Annotated in this window: 1 protein-coding gene; it reads right to left on the minus strand. The window is 48.7% G+C overall.

What is annotated here, in order from left to right; genetic code table 11:
• Positions 1–628 (minus strand): IS4 family transposase (locus AN477_RS22675; protein ID WP_169787944.1); only part of this gene is annotated, 628 nt, incomplete at both ends.

A 628-nucleotide genomic window follows, 5' to 3' on the forward strand; every position in this document is an offset into this window, starting at 1 on the left:
CATTCTCACTCTTCCCATACATGCTTTTTACCTTCAAGTGCTGCTTAATCCATTTAAAGAACAGCTCGATTTGCCAGCGTCTCCTATACAAATCGCCAATCTCGACAGCATCCATGGTCAGGTCGTTGGTCAGGATAATAATCAAATTACCTTCACTGTCCAACGTCTCTATCCAACGCGTTGGATGAGTCATACTCCGAGAGGCGGATGAGCCGATCCTTACCACATCGTCCCGAAGAACAGGTGACCCCTGTGGTATCGTCCTTCTCTCGTACGTTTCAGCAATGCTTGTATTGTATCGGAGTCGGGTGACAAAACGCGTTCCCCCACGACAGTACTCATCAAACTTTCGGTAATCGACGTAGCCACGGTCAAATATGTAAAGTGCATCCCTGTCCAGTTCAATAAGACTGTCCATCTGCGTCCGGTCGGACGGCTTCGCTGGAGTTAGGATAGCCTTATCTGGGTGTACAAGCCCGTCTACGAAAGCCAGCCGTAAGTGTAATTTGACACCAGCATGGGTCGGAAGATACAGGGCCCAAGGGTATTGGGACAAACACAGCGTTATGGTGGAAGAGTCGACTAGGTTAATGCGACCTAATTGCTTCGTGGCCTTTTTCAGTCCAAT

This window comes from Paenalicyclobacillus ferrooxydans, from assembly GCF_001399675.1.
Classification (GTDB): domain Bacteria; phylum Bacillota; class Bacilli; order Alicyclobacillales; family Alicyclobacillaceae; genus Alicyclobacillus_B; species Alicyclobacillus_B ferrooxydans.